Raw genomic sequence first — 15,762 nt, forward strand, 5'->3', positions numbered from 1 at the left:
TGTCTCCTTTTGTCGATGCACCTATTTCCCCACGCGACCCTATGAACAACCTATGAATCTTTGCTTTTTGCCATATGACTTTCCTGAGAGAATCCTGAATGTTAGACTCACCCGCGCACGTCGGCGTGCGCTGTCGCACAATGGAACCCATGAGTACCCGACCTGGGGCCATCGGCGCCCCCACTGACCGAGAACTGCGCACACTCACGGAGGAGACCCCGGCCTCGGGTCCGGCGCGCTCCGTGAAACTCCTCGCCGCCATCGCGACTTTCGGCTCCCTGCTGTTCGGCTACGACACGGGCGTCATCGCGGGCGCACTGCCGTACATGTACATGCCGAGCGTGGCCGGCGGACTCGGAATCAACGAGTTCGAGGAGGGCCTGGTCGGCGGCGTCCTCGCCATCGGCGCCGCGATCGGGGCTATCGGCGCCGGGCGCCTATCGGACCGCAACGGGCGGCGGCACAACATCCTGCTGCTCGCCGTCGTGTTCATCGTCGGCACGATCGGATGCACCGTCGCGCCCAACATCTGGGTGCTGTACCTGTTCCGTTTCGTTCTCGGCCTGGCGGTCGGTGGCGCCTCGGCGACCGTGCCGATCTACCTGTCGGAGTCCGCGCCCACGCGCATGCGCGGCGCCCTGGTGGCGCTCGACCAGTTCATGATCGTGTTCGGCCAGCTCCTCGCCTACTCGATGAACGCGGCGCTCTCCCACGCGCACGGCGGGCCGCGCGTCCTCGTGAGCGCCGACCCGTCGGGCACGCTCACGCCCGGGCAGTGGTACTCGTGGGACGAGGCCTCCCGCGTCGCGACCGCCGTCGTCACCGCGGGCGACGGGTCCGCGTGGCGGTGGATGCTGGTGCTCGCCACGATCCCCGCTGTGCTCCTGTGGGTCGGGATGCGCCTCATGCCCGAGTCGGGCCGCTGGTACGCGTCCAAGGCCCGCTACTACGAGGCCGTGGGCGCCCTCAAACGCATCCGCGACCCCCGCCGCGACGATGTGGCCGCCGAGATCAGCGAGATCATCGCCTTGCACGCGGCCGAGACGAGCCAAGGCCACTGGACCCTGCGGCGCACCGCGTCGGTCGCGTGGACCAGGAGGCTCCTGTTCATCGGCATCGGCCTGGCGTGTTTCGACCAGCTGACCGGCATCAACACCGCCATGTACTACCTGCCGAAGATCCTGGCAGCCGCGGGGTTCAGCTCCGCTGATTCCATCACTTTGAACGTGATCACGGGGGCCGTCGCGTGCGTGGGCGCCGCGTTCGGCCTGTACCTTGTGTCGAGGTTTGCTCGGCGCCACGTCGGCATCTACCAGGAGACGGGCGTGACCGTGTCTCTGTTCGCTCTCGCTCTCGTCTTTGGGCTCGGCATCGGCCCCTACACGCTGGCTGACGGGAGCATTTCGCCTGAGATTCCTTCTTATTTGCCGTGGCTGGTCCTCGTCCTCGTGTCCCTGTTCGTGTTCGCTAAGCAGTCCGGCACCGTCAACTGGGTGCTGGTTTCCGAGATCTTTCCCGCCCGTATTCGCGGCGTCGCCCAGGGGTTCGCGGTGGGCTGCGGCTGGATGATGAACGCAATCGTCACGTGGCTCTTCCCGATCATGATCGGCCACCTGGGGGCGACCTGGACCTACCTGACGTTTGGCCTCATTAATGTCGTGTCCCTGTGCTTCTACCTATTCATCGTGCCTGAGACGCGCGGGGTGTCCCTCGAACAGTTCGAACACAACTTCTCCCGGCGCTACGGGGTGTAGCCGCCCCCTGCGTGGGCCCGGGGCCCGACGCGAGATCGCCACACACCTGCACACCGCGCACCCGCATGGTTCCCCACAAATGTCGCACGTAATTCCCCTCCCCGTTATTCAAACTTTGAAATCTAACCGTTGCAATTCCAACGTTTTCTGGGCACATCGAAAACTGACCAAGGGAAATTACGTGCGATTTTTCTGGGAGGAAAGTACGCGTCAGCTGTCGCCTCGCATCCAGGGGTCGCCTCGCATCCAGGGGTCGCCCCGAATCCGGCGCTCGCCCCTCCAACAGTCCCGGTACGCTCGCGGCTCAAAGCGCGTGTGGCGTGCGCATAGACAACACTGGCAGTGACACACTAGTCGCATGACGAAGACCCCCACTCCCTGCACCCAGACGAACGAGGCGGCCCATGCCTCGTCCCCGTCCCTGGCGGTCACCGGCGCGTCCGGGAACGTCGGCGGCGTTGCCGCCCGGCTCCTCTCCGAGCGCGGCCTGCCGCTGCGCCTGCTCGCGAACACGCCGTCGCGCGCCCCCAAGCTGCCCGGCGCGCACGCCGTCCAGTGCTCGTACGAGCACACCCCGGCCTCACGCGAGGCGCTCAGCGGCGTCGATGTCCTCTTCATGGTGTCCGCGCCCGAGAGCGAGGACCGCCTGGACAAGCACCTCGCGTTCGTCGACGCGGCGACCGCCTCCGGTGTGCGCCACATCGTGTACCTGTCGTTCATGAAGGCGGCGCCGGACGCGACATTCACGCTGGCGCGCACGCACTTCCATACGGAGGAGCGCATCAAGGCGTCGGGCATGACGTACACGTTCTTGCGCGACAACTTCTACGCGGACTTCTTTGTGGCGCTGCCCGACGAGGAGGGCCGCATCCTCGGGCCCGCGGGCGATGGGCGCGTGGGGGTGGTCGCGCGCGAGGACGCGGGGCGCGTGGCCGCCGGGGTCCTCGCTGATCCGGCGCGTTACGAGAATCAGACCCTCGACGTGACCGGCCCCGAAGCCCTGACCCTCGAGGAGATCACGCAGATCCTCACCCGCGTGTGGGGGCGCCCCGTCACCTACGTGCGCGAAACCGTCGAGGAGGCGTACGAGTCGCGCAAGAAGTGGCCGTCCGCCCAGTGGGAGTACGACTCGTGGGTGTCGACCTACACGTCGATCGCGCGCGGCGAGATGGACGTCGTGTCCACGACCGTGCGCGACGTGACGGGCCGCGACCCGCTCACCTTCGAGGAGGTCGCCCGGGCGGCGCTCGCGTCGGGCCGCTGACTGTCGCGGCCCAGGCTTGCTGGGCCCCGGCCTCGTCGTGACGCGCCGTTCGTTTCGACGAGGCCGGGGCTGCTCGTCGGGTCACGTTTGCCCCCGGCGTGGCGGCGCTGGTAGCGTCGCAGCATGACCATTGAGTCCTCCCGCACTCTTCGGTTGCAGCACGCCGACGCCCCGTCAGGGTGGTGACCATGGCTCGCCTTTCCTCATTTTTGGCAAGACAACCCCGTGACAGTTCTCCCCGGGGCCTGGACTCGGCGGCGCGAGACTTTTGGAAGCTCACAGGTGTCGCCATCGTTTTCAACGTAGTCGTGGCTGTGTGCGCGTACTGGATCTTCTCGTTCATTCGCATCCGCCCACTACAGCTGCTCTTCATCTGGTTCCCCCTGTATCTGTGCGCGGCACTTCCCCACCTCATCGAAAAGAGTGTGCGCCCATTCTGGTCATCGCGCCCCCATTACGAGGACGGCTCCATCGTCATTTGGGGCAACCACCAGTCCGCGCTCATCACGACCGGACTTCTGCTCTACGCTTTCGCGGGCGGCACGATGGCCGCGGGTTTCACGACCGGACAGCCCTTCCATGCCGCGATATATGTGTTCGCCGCTGCGTCCATGGCCTTCCTCGAGTGCAGCCGCAATCCCGGCAAGGACCTCGTCATCGCCCTGACCGACAAGCAAAAGACAACTCTGACCCCCGAGGGAATCTCCTTCCACTTCCCGGAGCTACTGTCCGTTGAGGAAGATTCAAACGACCGGGATGTCACCATCCTGTGGACGGATAACGTCACCATCCACACCGTCAGCAGTCCAACAATGATTCTTCACGCAGACCCCGACACATACAACGGACCATGGGGCATCTCGTCCGAGCGCATCGGCATCCCCTACACCGGCCTCGACGCCCTCATCCGGCACTTCAACGAGCACCCCGAGGACCGCCCACTCCTGGCCACGCCACAGGGTGTCAACCTCGTCAACGAGATCCTCGCCGCAGCCTGAGCAGCACCAGACCTTCCGCCCGGTCCTCACGATCCGTGAATCCACGGCGAGGCCGAGGAAGTAGGGGCACCCGCATGGTTCCCCACAAATGTCGCACGTAATTCCCCAACACATTATTCAAACTTTGAAATCTGATCGTTGCAATTCCAACGTTTTCTGGGCATATCGAAAACTGACCAAGGGAAATTACGTGCGACTTTTCGGGGAGGAACGGTTGCCCCCAATCGACGAGGCCGGGGCTGGCCAGCCGGATACGCGCATAGTCGTGGCCCGGGAACCCCTGGCCACGACCCCTTCACACGGGAGCTCCCGGTTCGCGTTCCCAGCGTAGGCGGGTTGCGGCCTCCACAACCCATTCACACGGGGGCTCCCACACGGGAGCCCCCCATCTACAGCAGCACCTCAGTACGCCAACCCCCTCGGCTGCTCCGCGAGGACGGCGCCGCCCGGGTTGACGGCCTCTCGGCTCCTCAGCGGCTCACCAACCCCCGGCCTTTCAGCGCTCAATCAAGCGAAGTCCCGAGCCTCACCTCGGCAGCCTTGACAGAATAGGGCCGCCCACCTATCCTTTAATGAAACGATTCATCCTCATCGCGGAGGAGCAATGACCGCTTCATCTCACGACCTCATCTCCCACCTCATCGAGCTGTCCAACCAGATCGGCGCGGACACGGAATACACGCGCTCGGGGGGCGGGAACTCGTCCGCAAAGATCGGAGATACCCTCCTCATTAAGCCCAGCGGGGTTCCGCTCGCGACCCTGCGCGAGGAGGACCTGGTCCCGCTCGACATTCCGACCCTTCTCCACGCCTTCCATCACCCAGAGGAACTCCCCAGTAACGAAGACCCCGTTCGCGCGGCGGCCCGGCTCGCACAGCGCGGCGCGTTCGAGCGTCGCCCCAGCGTCGAGCTCCTCTTTCACGCCCTCATTCCCGACCCGCTCGTCATCCACCTGCACCCGCTGACCGCCAACGCGATCACGTGCAACACGCGCGGGGAGGAGCTGTGCAAGCGGATCCTCGGCGACCAGGCGCTGTGGGTCGACTACACGGACCCGGGTATTCCGCTGGCGCGTCTCATCGACGAGAGTCGCCGCGCGTTCACGGCCACGCACGGCACTCCGCCGCCGGCGATTACGCTCCTCGGCAATCACGGCATCATCGTGTCGGGTCCGACGAAGGACGCGATCCGAGAGCGCATCGACTTCCTGACGTCCGAGATCCGCGCGGCCATCGACGAGGCCGGGACCGCCTTCTCGGGGTCGCCTTCCCGGGTGGCCGAGGCGTTCCGTCGCGCGGTGGACGCGCCGAGCGTTGCGCTGTCGACGGACGGACTGTCGGCGCTCGCGTCGGCACCCGGAGGGCCGCTGATCCCCGATCAGATCGTGTACGCGGGTTCCTTCCCCGTGGTCCTGGAGGCGACCGACACGGAGGACATCGTGTCGGCGAAGGTGTCGTTGCACCGCGCGCAGCACGGGCGCGCCCCCATTGTCGCCGTCATTCCCGGACTCGCGGTGGCTGCGGTGGGGTGCACGAACGAGGCCTCGGATAACGCGTTGCACACCTTCCTGGACGCGTTGCGCGTCACGCGGGACGCGAACCTGCTCGGGCGTGTACGCGTCATGGACGAGCGTGAGCGCGGCTTCATCGAGAACTGGGAGGCGGAGTCGTACCGCCAGAAGGTAGCTGCCACTCAGGGGTCGTAACACCCTGCTGAACATCTGAACATGCTGTTCGTTATCAGTACATTTGGGGTATGTTTCCAGACATGCCCCAAATGGCCGTCGGCGTCTATCCACGATAAGGTCCCCTGCACAGACTCCGGACACGCCCCTCAATCGGCACAGTAGGCGCGCGGACCGTCCTCATACACACGTGGGCCGCGGCTCGACCGAAAGTCGAGTCGCGGCCCACGTCAGCACACGTCAGCTACGACAGGGCATCACCGGACCCGAGGCGTGCGTCGGCCTCGTCCCAGAGGGGCGCGTGGGAGGCGCGCGGCTCGTAGGTCTCGAGCACCGACGACGCCCGCGAGATGGCGCGAAGGTCCATCAGAGTCCCGCTGGCCGAGCCAATGGCTCGCAGGGAGATGAGCATGTTTCCGAGGGCCGTGGCCTCGACGGGTCCCGCAATGACCGGGATGCCCGTCGCGTCGGCGGTCTCCTGCGCCAGCAGGCGATTCTTCGAGCCTCCTCCGACGAGGTGAATCGCTTCAGGGCGGGTGCCGCTGAGCTCACTCGTCCGTCGGATCGCCCGGCGGTAGGCCAGCGCCAGTGAATCGGTGATAGCGCGCAGGACGGTTGCCCGCTCACGGGAATCGACGCCCGAGGCCAGACGATCACCTGACCCGGCCCCGGCCTCGTCCGGCGAGGAGGAGCCGTCCGCCGAGGAGGGGTCGTCGCCCGACGAAGCCGGCGAGGAGGCGCCCGGGCCCGGGATCCACAGCGAGCGCACGCGCTCCACCATGCCGCCCGGAGCCATCAACTCTGGCGAGGACATGTCGAGGAGGTAGCGCGCGGGCTGGGCCGCCTCGGTCTGCGCGTCGAGGAGAGGCCAGTCGACCCGGCCTGAAGCGCCCGACGCCTCGTCCCCCAGGGCCGCCCACTCGCGCAGGCACTCCTGCTGTACCCACATGCCCATGATGTTGGCGAGGAAACGGACCGTGCCATCCACGCCCAGCTCGTTCGTGAAGTTGGCTGCCTGAGCCTCGTCGGAGAGCACGGGGGCGCTCAGCTCGGTGCCGACGAGCGACCAGGTGCCGCTCGAGATGTACGCGAACGACCCCGTCCGGGCGGGCACACCCGCGACCGCCGACGCGGTGTCGTGGGACCCGACGGCGACAACCGGGGTGCGCTCACCCGTCGAGGTGCGCAGGTCGAGCCCCTGGACGCGAGCCTCACCGATGACCTCCCCCGGCGAGATGAGCGGCGGGAAGATGTGCTCCACCCCGAAATCGTCGCGTAGCCGTATCTGAATCTCGGGATCCCAGTCGCGCCCCGCGGCGTTGACGAGGCCGGTCGTCGACGCGTTCGTCAGCTCGCTTCGCGCATGACCCGTCAGCCAGTACGCCAGCAGATCGGGGATCAGGAGCGCCGTGCGCGCGCAGTCCGCGCGCGCCTCCGCCCGGTCGGCCACGCGCTGGAACAGCGTGTTGAAAGGCTGGAATTGCAGCCCATTGCGCGCATACAGCCAGGAGGAGTCCCACCGGTCGAGCACCTCGGAGGCGCCGAGGCCGCAGCGCGCCGAGCGGTAGGACGCGGGGTTGCCGATCAGCCGGCCGTCCTCGTCCAGCAGCCCGTAGTCCACGGCCCACGTGTCGATTCCGATCGCATCAACGGGGCCGCGCAGGCTGGCCTCGCGCAGGCCATCCAGGATTCCGCGCCACAGCGCGAGGATGTCCCACTCGTAGGCCACGCCGGCCTCGTCCCCGGAGCGCTCGGACGCGCCCGCACCTGCCCCGTCCGATTGACCCGCACCTGCCCCGTCCGATTGACCCGCGCCTGCCCCGTCCGATTCGCCCGACCCGGACCCACCCGATTGACCCGCACACGATTCGTCCGCGCCTGCCCCGCCCGATTGACCCGCGCCAGCCCCACCCGCGCGAGCAGGCCCGGGGAGGGCGACGGGCCCGTTCGGGAAGCGGGAGCACTCCTCGATGGCGAGGCGCTCGCCGTCGAACACGCCCCGCAGGACGCGCCCCGAGGAGGCCCCGAGGTCGATTGCGACGACGGTGGTCATCATGCGCCCCACGAGGCCTGCTGGCCGCCCACCCGCTGCTCGCAGATGCGCTCGAAGTAGCCTGAGGCCGCGTAGGCCGCGAGCGGATCGGGGTCGAGGCCCTGCTCCTCGCGGAGTTCGCCCAGGAGCGGGCGCACGTCGGAGGAGAAGGCATCCATGAGCACCTGGTTGGCGGCCAGCACGTCGTGCTCGGCCTGCGCCGTCGCCAGCGCATCGCGGTCGACGAGGAGCGCCTTCGCGGTCGCCTCCTGAACGTTCATCGCGGAGAGGATTTCGCCGGGGATCTTCTCTTCGAGGTTGTGGCACTGGTCGAGCATGAAGTTCACGCCGGAGGTGGGCGCGAGGGCGCCGAAGGAGACGATCTCGTGCATGATGCGGAACAGCTGGAACGGGTCGGCGGCGCCCACGATCAGGTCGTCGTCCGCGTAGAAGCGCGAGTTGAAGTCGAAGGCACCGAGGCGGCCGGCGCGCAGCAGCTGAACGACGATGAATTCGATGTTGGTGCCGGGCGCGTGGTGGCCGGTGTCGAGGCAGACGACGGCACGCTCCCCCAGAGCGGTCACGTGCGCGAGCGCCGTGCCCCAGTCCGGGACGTCGGTGTGGTAGAACGCGGGTTCGAAGAACTTGTACTCCAGGAGAAGGCGCTGATATGGAGCAAGATTCTCGTAGATAACGGACAGTGAGTCAGCGAGGCGTTCCTGGCGCGCGGCGATCGAGTCCTGACCCGGGTAGTTCGTTCCGTCGCCCAGCCAGATCTTGAGCGTGTCGGAGCCGGTCGCGTTCATGACGTCGATGCAGCGCAGGTGCGCGTCGATGGCCTTGCGTCGGATGGCCTTGTCGGAGTTGGTCAGGGAGCCGAACTTGTAGTCGTCATCCTGGAAGACGTTCGAGTTGATGGTGCCCAGGGTGATGCCCTGCGAGCGCGCGTGCGCGGCCAGGTCACGGAAGTCTTCGACCATGTCCCAGGGGATGTGCAGGGACACCCGCGGGGTGATCCCGGTGAAGTGGTGAACCTGTGCCGCGTCGTCGATCTTTTCGTAGGCGTTGCGCGGGGTGCCGGGGCTCGGGAAGACCTTGAAGCGGGTCCCGGAGTTGCCGAAGGCCCAGCTCGGCAGCTCGATGGTCTGCTCGCGCAGCAGGGTGCGGGCGCTTTCGGACAGGTCGGACAGGTGGATGGTCATGACGTCTCCTTCGACGTGTGGGGTGTGGATTGACGAGGCCGGGGCGACCTCGAGGGGCAGGGACGGTTTCTCGGGGGTCGGCCTCGGTGGGCGGTTAGGCGAGGTAGAAGTATTGGCTCAGGAAGTGGGCGGTTCCGCCTCCGTCCGGCTGGAAGTACTGGGCCATCTCGGCTTGCCAGCGCGTGTTGACCTCGAGATCCTCCATGGCTGCGGCGGCCGCGCGGGCGTCGTCGGCCTCGTAGTAGCCGACGACGAGGCCGGTGTCCGGGTCGAGGAAGAGGGAGTAGTGGCGCCACCCGGCCTCGCGCAGGGCCTGGAGCATCTCATCCCAGACACGCTGGTGCACGTCGGCGTATTCGGCGAGTTTCTCGGACCGGACGCGCAGGAGGAAGCAGGCTCGGTGTGGGCTGGCCTGGCTCGTCGTGGCGAGCGTGTGGGCCAGCGATGGGGTCTCGCTCATGGAACATCCCTTCATCGTTGAACGGAAATTGATGGTGCCCATTCTAACGTGAATCGTTTCATTCAGCAAACAGGGTCATTCACGCAACCCGCGTTTTGCCGCATGAACGCGGGGTTGGCAGGCGCGACGGGCGCGCCCACCAACCCCGTCAGAAGTGGCGTCAGAAGTCGTAGTTGTCGATGTTGTCCGCGTTGAAACGCACGGGGTCACCGACGACGACGGTCTTGTTCTCGCCGATCGTGCGCTCACCGAGGTCTCCGGCGGTGAACGTCTCCCCGACCTCACCCTTGATCGCGCCGCTATCGAGCGCGGCACCCGCGTAGGCCGCCACATATCCCAGCTGGGCGGGATCCCACAGGGCGAACTCCTTGACGGTCCCGTCCTTCACGAAGGAACGCATCTCGTTGGGCAGACCCAGGCCCGTGAGGACGACCTTGCCCTTGTAGTCGGAGGTCGACAGGTAGCGCGCGGTGGCGGCGATGCCGACGGTGGTCGGCGACACAATCGCGTCCAGGTCGGGGTGTGCCTGGAGCAGGCCCTGCGCCTCCTGGAATGACTTCGTGTCATCGTCGTCGCCGTAAACCTTCGCGACGATCTCGATGCCCTTGTACTTGTCGTTCGAGGCGATCTCTTCCTCCATGAACTTGATCCACGCGTTCTGGTTGGCGGCGTTCGCCGTCGCGGAGAGGATGGCGACCTTACCGGAACCGCCGATCTGCTCGGAGACCATGTCGAGCATGGTGATCGCCACCTGCTTGGACTCGACCTGGTTGATGAACAGGTCGCGGCAATCCGCCGAGGCGTCGGAGTCGAAGGTGACGACCTTCGTGCCGGCCGTGCGCGCGTCCTGCAGAGCCGGGCACACGGCGTCGGGGTCGTTCGCTGCGATCACGAGGACGTTGGTGCCCGCCTGCACCTCGGAGTTAATGAAGGAGACCTGTGAGGACGAGGAGGCCTCGAGGGGACCGACGACGTTGACCTCGGCGAATCCGATCGCGCCGGCGGCATCCTTTCCTCCGCCGAGCATGACGTCGGAGAAGGGGTTGTTCAGCTGCTTAGGAATGAAGGTGATCGACTGGGAGGACACGTCGTAGGAACCGGAAGCGTTCCCACCGGAGCTGGACTCGCTGCCCTGCGTCGACGATCCGCCTGCGCAGGCGGACATCAGGAGGGCCGAGGCCAGCGAGAGTGCGCCGAGTGCGGCCACTCCTTTGTTCATGTGAGACATCGTTGTCTTTTCCTTTCGGGCGCAGACGCCCTGTTTCGGGGGCACTATGCCCCTCGTTGTGGGATTGTTAGGCGCTCGCCGCGCCCGGTGCGACGCTGGCGCGAGGGGTACGCGCGTCAGCTCGATGAGCCAGACGCTGGCGGATGGCATTCACCAGCGACGGCGCGACGACGGAACCGATCAGGAGCAGGCCCGTGACCAGAACCAGGATGACTTCGGGGATTCGGTTGAGGCGCAGCGCGTAGTTGAGGACGCCGATCGTGAGGACGCCGCAGACGCTCCCCCAGATCGAGCCTCGGCCACCGAAGACGCTGACCCCACCGAAGACGACGGCGGCGATGACGACCAGCTCGAGGCCCTCGACATTGTCGGCCTTCGCCGCGGAGTAGCGCAGCGTCCAGTAGATGCCCGCCAGCGCCGCCATAAGGCCCGAGAGCGTCAGGGCGATGACGCGGGAACGCTTCGTGTCGATGCCGACGAATTCGGCCGCCTGCTTGGAATACCCCAGCGCGAAGAGGCCTCGGCCGTATGGGGTCTTGTGCAGCAGGAGCCAGAAGAGGACGACGAACAGGGCGACGGGGATCGCCATGTACGCAATGCCCGTGGATCCGAAGGAGCCGGTGACCGCGGAGGTCGCCCACGCCGGGAAGTCGGAGATCGACTGGTCGCCGATGACGACCAGGGCGAGGCCTCGATACAGTGCGAGCGTACCGATCGTGACCGCGAGCGCAGGCAGGCCCACGTAGGCGGTCATCACGGCGTTGACGAGGCCGCACGCCAGTCCGATGAGGAGGCAAATCGCGACGCTCGCCCAGAATCCGACGCCCGACTGGACGAGGACGCCGAAGGACGCGCTGACGAGGCCGGCGGTCGAGGCGACGGACAGGTCGATGTCCGCGTTGATCATGACGAGGGTCATGGGCAGGGCCATGAGGAGTGTCGCCGTCACGTCCAGGGTAAGGAACGTGAGCGTGCGGGGCTGGCTGAATCTCGGAACGAGGATGGCCGCGACCACGATGGCGAGGATGAGGATGAGGGTCATGTGCGAGTCTCGCGAGGAGAACACGCGGCGAATGGAGGCCATGAGGTCACGTGACGACGTCTGCGTCGGGGTGTTCATCAGCGGTCCCCTCCTTTCTTGCGCAGCGCCTCGTGGCGGCGCATTGAGCTGACTCGGTCGACGACGATTGCGATGAGGATGAGCGCGCCGACGACGGCCTGTTGCCAGAATTTATCGACGCCGACGGCTGTGAGCGCGGACGTCATGGTGGTGAGGAGGAGGGCGCCGATGGCGGCTCCGTAGGCGGTTCCGACGCCGCCCGTCATTGCGACGCCGCCGACGACGCAGGCGGCGACGATGTCGAGTTCCATGCCTGCGCCCGTCGTCGCGCCCACGGAGTTAAAGCGGGAGGCGTAGAGGACGCCTCCGAGTCCGACGAGCGCGCCGTTGGCGACGAAGGCCGCGAAGACGCGCTTGGCGACGGGGATGCCGTAGACGGCTGCGGCCGCGCGATCGGAGCCGATCGCGTAGAGGTCGCGCCCGGATCGAGCGTAGCGCTGGTAGAGCGAGACGATCACGATGACGATGACCGCCAGGAGGGTGAGCAGTGGGAAGCCGGCGATCGTGGCGACTCCTAGGTCGCCGAAGGCCTGGGGGCGGTCGCCGGCGAAGTACTGCGTGGATCCTGCCCACCAGTTCAGTCCTCCTCGGAAGACGTAGAGGGTGCCCAGGGTGATGACCATCGCCGGGACTTTCGCCTGGGTGACGAGGAGGCCGTTGAGCGCTCCGAGCAGCGCTCCCAGCACGATGCCGGCGACGAAGACGACGCCGATGGGCAGTCCCGGGTTGGTGGCGAAGAGGAAGCCGGTGGCGAAGGCCGTGCAGCCGAGGATGGAGCCGACGGAGAGGTCGACGCCTTCGGATTGGATGATGAGGGACTGTCCGGCGGCCATAAGCATGGCGATCGTCGCGTTGAGGAAGAGGTCGCGCACGCCCTGGGCGGACAGGAAGCGCGGGTTGATCGCCCAGGTGAGGAGGACGAGGGCGATGAGGGCCGCGATCACGGGGAGCTCGCGCATCGACAGGAGAGAGCGCAGCTTCGATGGGGCGTGCTTCGTGGTCGCGGACGAGGGCGTGGCTGGCTGTCGGCTTATCGGCGACGACCCGTGGATGCGGGAGGGAGGGGTCAGTGTTGCGGTCATGATGCGGCCTTTTCGTGGTCTGTTGCAGCCGTCATAATGGCGTCAGCTGTGGCTTCTTCTCTGGTGAATTCGCCGGTGATGCGTCCTTCGCACATGACGAGGACGCGGTCGGCCATGCCGAGGATTTCGGGCAGCTCGGAGGAGATCGTGATGACGGCCACTCCCCTGGTGGCCAGGGTGGAGATCAGGCGGTGTACTTCGGCCTTCGTTCCCACGTCGATGCCGCGGGTCGGCTCGTCGACGATGAGGATCGTCGGGTCGGTGGCGAGCCATTTCGCCAGGACGACCTTTTGCTGATTGCCGCCCGACAGCGCGGACACGGGGGTGTCCTGGCTGGCCGTCTTCACTTCGAGGTTGGTGGACCACTCCTGCGCGACCGCCCGTTCAGTTCGGGAGTTGATTAGTCCGCAGCGGGCGAGTTTGCTGCGCAGCGTGAGGGCCGTGTTGCGGGCGACGGACAGGTCCATGACGAGGCCTTGCTTGCGCCTGTCTTCGGGTACGAAGGCGAGGCCGGCGCGAATAGCTCCCACCGTGTCGCCAAGCTTCAGCGGCTTTCCGAAGGCGGTCACGGTGCCGCCGTCCGCCTTGTCGATGCCCATGATCGTGCGCACGACCTCGGATCGGCCCGCGCCGACCAGGCCCGCGAGCCCCAGGATCTCTCCGCTGCGGACCTCGAAGCTCACGTCCTCGAAGGCGCCGTATCGGGTGAGTCCTTCAACCGTCAGGACGGGATCGCCGATCTGCGCGTCCAGCTTGGGGAAGAGCTGGTCGACGTCGCGGCCGACCATGTCGCGAACGAGCTGCGCCTTCGTGGTTTCCGCCAGGTCGCGGGTGGAGACGTAGGCGCCGTCGCGCATGATCGTCACGTCGTCGCACAGGTCGAAGATTTCCTCCATCCTGTGCGAGATGAACATGAGGGAGGCTCCCTTGTCGCGCAGGGAACGCGCGACGGAGAAGAGGCGGTCGACCTCGTGCCCGGACAGGGCAGCCGTCGGCTCATCCATGATGAGGACCTTGGCGTCCAGCGAGATGGCCTTCGCGATTTCGATGATCTGCTGGTCCGCGATCGACAGGCCGTCGGCCAGCTGGGAGGGGTCGATCGGTACTTCGAGGCGGTCGAAGAGCTCCTGGGCGTCGCGCCTCATGGCGGCGTGGTCGATGAGGCCGAAGCGCCCCCGGGGCTGACGCCCCACGTAGATGTTCTCGGCGACCGTCAGGTCGGGGAACAGTGTGGGCTCCTGGTAGATCACCGAGATTCCGGCGGCCTTCGACTCTGCCGGGGTCTTGAAGCGCACCGGATGGCCCTCGACCAGGAACTCTCCGGAGTTTGGCTGGTGGATGCCGGCGAGCACCTTCACGAGCGTCGACTTGCCGGCGCCGTTTTCGCCGGCCAGGGCGTGGATGCGGTGCGGATACAGCTCGATGCACCCATCGGACATCGCGGTGAAGGAGCCGAACTTCTTCACCGCGTGTTGAAGCGAGACGACTGGCCTGTCAGCTTCTCGTGTCATGTGGTCACCTCTTCATCGAGGAATGAAACGATTCAGATAAGAAGAGAGTGTGCCACATAACAATATGCGTGTCAACTCTACGCGTCAGCCTTGAACTAGCCAGGAAAATTGGAGCGTAAAGCTCCCAGGAGATGACACAATATGAACGTTTCATCACTCGAGTTTCTGAAAGAGTCACCATGACGCCGCCCCGCCAGACCTCAGAGGGCACGAGTCCCCAGGACGCGACCACTGCCTCGTCCCCCGCAGCGCCCCGCAAAGCCCCCGGCGTCAAGGACGTCGCCGCTCTTGCGGGCGTGAGCGTCGGCTCCGTGTCTAACGTCATCAACCGGCGCGAGAGCGTGCGCCCCGACGTGCGCGAACGAGTCGAGGCGGCGATCGCGCAGCTTGGGTACAAGCCCAACCCGACCGCACAGGCGCTGCGGCGCGGCACGTCGCCGCTCGTGGGCGTGGCGGTCTTCGATCTGACAAACCCGTTCTTCATGGAGGCGGCCGCGGCCATGGAGCGCGTCCTGTCGCGCGAGGGCTACATCATGACCCTGTCCTCCACGCACGCCTCCGTGCGCGAGGAGCGCGACCTGCTCGAGGCGCTGGGGCGCCAGGCCGTGCGCGGCGTCCTGCTCACCCCGGCTGATTCCTCGCACGAGGCCGCCACGCGCCTGGTCGAGGAGGGCACGCCGGTCGTTCTTTTCGACGCGGCCGACGCGCCCGAGGGCCTGCCGTCCGTGTCCATCGACGACCGCGCGGGGGCGGCGTTGGCGATCGAACACCTCCTGGCGCTCGGACATGAGCGAATCTGTTTCCTCAACGGCCGCGCCGACATGCGTCAGTCCGTGCAGCGCCTCGCGGGTGTGCGGGACGCGGTCGAGCACTGGCGGCGCTTGACGGGGTCGGACAGCGTCCAGCTGACGGTGTGCAACGCGGAGGCGTACACCGCCCAGGCCGGCTATGCGGCCGCCGAAGAGGCCATCGCCGAGGCCCGGGCAGCCTCCGAGGGGGCGCCGACGGCGGTCTTCTGCGCGAACGACCTGCTGGCCGTGGGCGTCATGTCGGCGCTGCGCGTCGCGGGGATCTCCATCCCCGGCGACGTGTCCGTCATCGGCTTCGACGACATTCCCCTGGCCGCGCAGATGCCCGTACCCCTCACGACGATCCGCCAGCCCATGGACGAACTTGGCGCGGCCGCCGCCGAACTCCTGCTCTCCGGCGCCGACGCACCCACGCAGCACCAGACCTTCAGCCCGGTCCTCACCATCCGCGAGTCCACGGCGAAGCCGAGGGAGTAGGGGGCGCGGGGGCGCGGCGAACCCTGGGAGCACCCGGCGAACCCTGGGGGCACCCGGCGAACCCTGGGAGCACCCGGCGAACCCTGGGGGCACCCGGCGAACCCTGGGGGCACCCGGCGAACCCTGGGGGCACCCGGCGAA

12 protein-coding genes are annotated in these 15,762 nt (G+C 66.8%); 5 read left to right on the forward strand and 7 right to left on the reverse strand.

The window, feature by feature from the left end; genetic code table 11:
* Positions 1–149 precede the first annotated feature (149 nt).
* The 4 genes from RYL44_RS00405 to RYL44_RS00420 all read left to right on the forward strand — a co-directional run bounded on the left by RYL44_RS00405 (position 150) and on the right by RYL44_RS00420 (position 5,721).
* Positions 150–1,754 (forward strand): MFS transporter, encoded by a 1,605-nt coding sequence (locus RYL44_RS00405; protein WP_314974736.1) that lies wholly within the window; start codon positions 150–152, stop codon positions 1,752–1,754.
* Positions 1,755–2,112: 358 nt separating this feature from the next.
* A complete protein-coding gene (locus tag RYL44_RS00410) occupies positions 2,113–3,018 on the forward strand; it encodes an SDR family oxidoreductase (RefSeq protein WP_314974737.1) in 906 nt (301 codons plus the stop codon).
* A gap of 188 nt (positions 3,019–3,206) precedes the next feature.
* Positions 3,207–4,016 carry a hypothetical protein gene (locus RYL44_RS00415; protein ID WP_314974738.1) on the forward strand — a complete coding sequence of 270 codons (810 nt, stop codon included), beginning with the start codon at positions 3,207–3,209 and terminating at the stop codon, positions 4,014–4,016.
* Positions 4,017–4,620: 604 nt separating this feature from the next.
* Positions 4,621–5,721 (forward strand): class II aldolase/adducin family protein, encoded by a 1,101-nt coding sequence (locus RYL44_RS00420; protein ID WP_314974739.1) that lies wholly within the window; start codon positions 4,621–4,623, stop codon positions 5,719–5,721.
* 223 nt (positions 5,722–5,944) lie between these two features.
* Here RYL44_RS00420 and RYL44_RS00425 read toward each other — a convergent pair whose 3' ends face one another.
* The 7 genes from RYL44_RS00425 to RYL44_RS00455 form a co-directional block, all read right to left on the reverse strand.
* Positions 5,945–7,753 carry a rhamnulokinase gene (locus RYL44_RS00425; protein WP_314974740.1) on the reverse strand — a complete coding sequence of 603 codons (1,809 nt, stop codon included), beginning with the start codon at positions 7,751–7,753 and terminating at the stop codon, positions 5,945–5,947.
* Positions 7,753–8,934: an L-rhamnose isomerase gene (gene rhaI, locus RYL44_RS00430; RefSeq protein WP_314974741.1), complete on the reverse strand. Its 1,182-nt coding sequence runs from the start codon at positions 8,932–8,934 to the stop codon at positions 7,753–7,755. Before rhaI ends, RYL44_RS00425 begins: the two co-directional genes overlap by 1 nt.
* Before the next feature lie 94 nt (positions 8,935–9,028).
* Positions 9,029–9,394 (reverse strand): L-rhamnose mutarotase, encoded by a 366-nt coding sequence (locus RYL44_RS00435; protein ID WP_314974742.1) that lies wholly within the window; start codon positions 9,392–9,394, stop codon positions 9,029–9,031.
* Between the two features lie 160 nt (positions 9,395–9,554).
* Positions 9,555–10,622: a rhamnose ABC transporter substrate-binding protein gene (rhaS, locus tag RYL44_RS00440; protein WP_314974743.1), complete on the reverse strand. Its 1,068-nt coding sequence runs from the start codon at positions 10,620–10,622 to the stop codon at positions 9,555–9,557.
* A 67-nt stretch (positions 10,623–10,689) separates the two neighbouring features.
* Complete coding sequence (locus RYL44_RS00445; RefSeq protein WP_314974744.1) at positions 10,690–11,742, reverse strand: ABC transporter permease; 1,053 nt, start codon at positions 11,740–11,742, stop codon at positions 10,690–10,692.
* The gene (locus tag RYL44_RS00450; protein ID WP_314974745.1) at positions 11,742–12,824 is read right to left on the reverse strand and encodes an ABC transporter permease; all 1,083 of its coding nucleotides are present in this window, start codon (positions 12,822–12,824) and stop codon (positions 11,742–11,744) included. Before RYL44_RS00450 ends, RYL44_RS00445 begins: the two co-directional genes overlap by 1 nt.
* Positions 12,821–14,335: a sugar ABC transporter ATP-binding protein gene (locus RYL44_RS00455; RefSeq protein ID WP_314974746.1), complete on the reverse strand. Its 1,515-nt coding sequence runs from the start codon at positions 14,333–14,335 to the stop codon at positions 12,821–12,823. Before RYL44_RS00455 ends, RYL44_RS00450 begins: the two co-directional genes overlap by 4 nt.
* Positions 14,336–14,514: 179 nt before the next feature.
* Here RYL44_RS00455 and RYL44_RS00460 point away from each other — a divergent pair, with 179 nt between their 5' ends.
* Positions 14,515–15,621, forward strand: coding sequence for a LacI family DNA-binding transcriptional regulator (locus tag RYL44_RS00460; protein ID WP_314974747.1), 1,107 nt, complete (start codon positions 14,515–14,517; stop codon positions 15,619–15,621).
* Positions 15,622–15,762 lie beyond the last annotated feature (141 nt).

This window comes from Actinomyces bouchesdurhonensis, from assembly GCF_963540955.1.
In the GTDB taxonomy this organism is placed as follows: domain Bacteria; phylum Actinomycetota; class Actinomycetes; order Actinomycetales; family Actinomycetaceae; genus Pauljensenia; species Pauljensenia bouchesdurhonensis.

Excerpts from the sequence above, each read along its gene's own strand:
- RYL44_RS00405 (WP_314974736.1), top strand. The coding sequence starts at position 150 with ATGAGTACCCGACCTGGGGCCATCGGCGCCCCCACTGACCGAGAACTG.
- RYL44_RS00410 (WP_314974737.1), top strand. The coding sequence starts at position 2,113 with ATGACGAAGACCCCCACTCCCTGCACCCAGACGAACGAGGCGGCCCAT.
- RYL44_RS00415 (WP_314974738.1), top strand. The coding sequence starts at position 3,207 with ATGGCTCGCCTTTCCTCATTTTTGGCAAGACAACCCCGTGACAGTTCT.
- RYL44_RS00420 (WP_314974739.1), top strand. The coding sequence starts at position 4,621 with ATGACCGCTTCATCTCACGACCTCATCTCCCACCTCATCGAGCTGTCC.
- RYL44_RS00425 (WP_314974740.1), bottom strand. The coding sequence starts at position 7,753 with ATGACCACCGTCGTCGCAATCGACCTCGGGGCCTCCTCGGGGCGCGTC.
- rhaI (WP_314974741.1), bottom strand. The coding sequence starts at position 8,934 with ATGACCATCCACCTGTCCGACCTGTCCGAAAGCGCCCGCACCCTGCTG.
- RYL44_RS00435 (WP_314974742.1), bottom strand. The coding sequence starts at position 9,394 with ATGAGCGAGACCCCATCGCTGGCCCACACGCTCGCCACGACGAGCCAG.
- rhaS (WP_314974743.1), bottom strand. The coding sequence starts at position 10,622 with ATGTCTCACATGAACAAAGGAGTGGCCGCACTCGGCGCACTCTCGCTG.
- RYL44_RS00445 (WP_314974744.1), bottom strand. The coding sequence starts at position 11,742 with ATGAACACCCCGACGCAGACGTCGTCACGTGACCTCATGGCCTCCATT.
- RYL44_RS00450 (WP_314974745.1), bottom strand. The coding sequence starts at position 12,824 with ATGACCGCAACACTGACCCCTCCCTCCCGCATCCACGGGTCGTCGCCG.
- RYL44_RS00455 (WP_314974746.1), bottom strand. The coding sequence starts at position 14,335 with ATGACACGAGAAGCTGACAGGCCAGTCGTCTCGCTTCAACACGCGGTG.
- RYL44_RS00460 (WP_314974747.1), top strand. The coding sequence starts at position 14,515 with ATGACGCCGCCCCGCCAGACCTCAGAGGGCACGAGTCCCCAGGACGCG.